Source organism: Halobacillus alkaliphilus, from assembly GCF_900113125.1.
GTDB lineage: Bacteria > Bacillota > Bacilli > Bacillales > Halobacillaceae > Halobacillus > Halobacillus alkaliphilus.
The window spans coordinates 1-2,677 of the sequence record NZ_FOOG01000087.1 but is presented as its reverse complement, the minus strand read 5'-3'; the positions used below and the strand labels follow the sequence as shown (position 1 = coordinate 2,677).

Annotated in this window: 3 protein-coding genes; all 3 read right to left on the bottom strand. The window is 40.7% G+C overall.

Translation table 11 applies throughout. The features are described 5' to 3' along the window. Nucleotides 1-73: 73 nt before the first annotated feature. The gene (locus tag BMZ06_RS20265; protein ID WP_089755050.1) at nucleotides 74-613 is read right to left on the bottom strand and encodes a ribonuclease H-like YkuK family protein; all 540 of its coding nucleotides are present in this window, start codon (nucleotides 611-613) and stop codon (nucleotides 74-76) included. 186 nt (nucleotides 614-799) lie between these two features. Then, entirely contained in the window at nucleotides 800-1,507 is a 708-nt protein-coding gene (locus BMZ06_RS20260; protein WP_089755048.1) for a hypothetical protein, read from the bottom strand. A gap of 133 nt (nucleotides 1,508-1,640) precedes the next feature. Next, entirely contained in the window at nucleotides 1,641-2,399 is a 759-nt protein-coding gene (locus BMZ06_RS20255; protein WP_175477955.1) for a poly-gamma-glutamate hydrolase family protein, read from the bottom strand. Nucleotides 2,400-2,677: the final 278 nt, after the last annotated feature.

Genomic DNA, 2,677 nt, shown 5'->3' with positions numbered 1-2,677 from the left:
AATGCACGTTGAATTTTATGAAACCGCCGTATACGGAACCGTACGTACGGTGGTGTGAGAGGACGGAGGTTAGTCACCTCCTCCTACTCGATTTAGTGTATTTGTTAGCATAGCTGCTTGCGGCAATCGAATCTGGCTTAATTTTCGGCTCGATACCAAGCGATTCAATTCGGGCCACCATTTCATTTACATACAGTCTTGTCCGGTTCCGCTCTCCTGAACCAATGTCAATATGCCCCTCCATTGTAAAAGTAGCACCTTTATAAATATGAGGCAGAATGATATCAATCATTTCATTTTTCTTGTCTTCTGTGAATAAAGAAGCGATATGTTCGGTAAGTGATGTCTCATAAGAGATGCGTTCGTGAAGTGTGGTCATTTTTCGTGATATAAGTTTTTTACAGAAACAGGCCCACGCCCCTTTTCCAACACGTTGAATGACGATCCCTGTAATAAAAATGGTGTGAGAAGGGTGGATTTGAGAATCAGTACCAAGCATTAAACGGTAATTTCCGAGCGGATCCTTCTTCATAAAGGTCAGGATATGGTCAAATACTTGATCAAAGTCCATCTTTTTGTGGGTTATGTTTTGGAACTTGAGGTCCTTTTCCATCTCAGTCACCCCTTTGTTTGTTAAGTAAGGACATTACATGCTGCCTTCCTTATTATAAGATATTCATCAACTCTTACTTGAATGCAGATCGAGAAGAGGTGCCGGAGTAATTTAACTTTATCACGTATATAACGGGAGTATCCCTCCTTTATTATAAAATTATGTAAGGATTTAATGAAGATTATCTTAAGTAACGCGATTCTTTTGGAACCAGCTAAAGAAAATAATAAATAATAGAATGATGACAAAAGCACCTGTAATAAATTTGATAAGTGTATCCTCCTGATAGGCAAAAATTGCTCCATAGCCCCATATGAAAACGAGAGGAAACCACGTATCTTTCTGAATAAAATAAAAGGCCAGTGCAATGAGTCCTCCCACTAGAAGAATAAAAGCGGACCACCCCAGTTCTCCAATGGCAAATAGTTCTTGTACTCCATTGGCTTTCAAAACTACAAAGGTATCCACAATAGTAGCTATAGATGTCCAGGCGAGATAAATTGAAAAGGGGGTTCTGTATTTTTGCGTTGAGAGATTAAGTCTTTGAATGATCGTATATACCACACAGAGAGTAAGCAACGATAAAGTAATGAACAGTAGCGATGGGGTGGTTCCTACAATGATGGTAGTCCCGGATAGGAACAAACTTAAAGGAAACCATAGTCCGATATGACCAACGACACGATCAAGCTCTTCATTTGCAAAGAAAGATTTCATTAGAAAGATGAAAAGAAGTAAGTAAATAATGAACCAAATAGAAAAGGCAAACGGGGCCGGCATAACATATACCTCAGCGGTAGATGGCCGCATGAAATCTTGGGATAAGAAGAAGGAAGCAGTGAGCAGATAAATAAAACTGGCTAAGTTGATCAACTTTAAACCAAGCAGTGGCATGTGGTTATCTCCTTTAATCTGTGTTGTTCATCTCGCTGCCGCTGGCGTGAGACCAGGACAGCTTGGTGCTAGTACAGTGTATGCCACCATTTGGATTAAATGACTAGGAGGAGATAATCACATCCCTGGTTGGTTAAAGGTTTTTCTCTTTGTATTCTTTTAATGCCGCCCGAATTGCTTCTGTATATTCTTTGAAAGCTTCTGTTTGATTAGAAACATCATTTCGCGAGCTGTAACTAATCTTTCCATTTTCAAAAAATGCTTTTCTTTGTGCTCTCGTTAATTCCAACTGAACACCCTGTCCTGTTTTGGTTTCATTCACAATATTCTTCGGGTGGTCCCCGTCTAAATGCTCGGGAGCTTCTTTCACGTAGAAGCCACTTGCTTCTAAATGCTCAGAAATTAAGCTTCTTAAATTCTCATTTAATCCACCTACTAGTGTTTTTTTCTTTTCCCCTTCAGCCCCATGGATAGAAATATGGATCGACGCTTCTTTCGCCATAGTAAGAGCCTGAGGTTCATCAAAATTCACAGAACTAATATGTAAATTATTAAAATTTCCGGAAGTAAGCTTTCCTTTAAAGGTGTAAAAGCTGTATTCTTCCCCTGCAACAACGTCTGCCAGCTGTGAAGTTACCTGCTCAATTCCTCCTCCGTGAATGGCACTTACGAGTACACGACTATCTGAAGATTCGCGTTTTGTTATTTCCCAATCTTCGCCTTCTTCGTATACCTCGGATAACTCCGTGAAGGTGCAGAATCGATCCCCCTCTGCTGGACACTCCACGGAAGAAACGCTTCTGCTAAAGCTGTTATTCTGAAGCAGCAGGGTTATGGCAGCCGCAGAAGCAGCCAGCGTAACCGCTCCAATAATCAATTTAGTTTTAAACATAGGAATCACTCTCTCTAAAAACAATTTATTAATGGATCTTACGAATAGGATCTGTAATCTGTTAAATCGCAGTCTTGATCTTACAGAAAAGCTCCCGTTTGTGTAAGACTCAGTTGAGATAAATTGGGTCCGTGACGTTAGATGGCTAAGGGTTGGTGGAGAAATAACTCGTCTTGTTCCATTACCCAGACACTCGAGACATAAGCCGTTCATCAACGGACGGAAAAACCACCCTCCTTTTGATGCTCGGCTTATGCTGGTCGTGTCTTTCGGGGTGA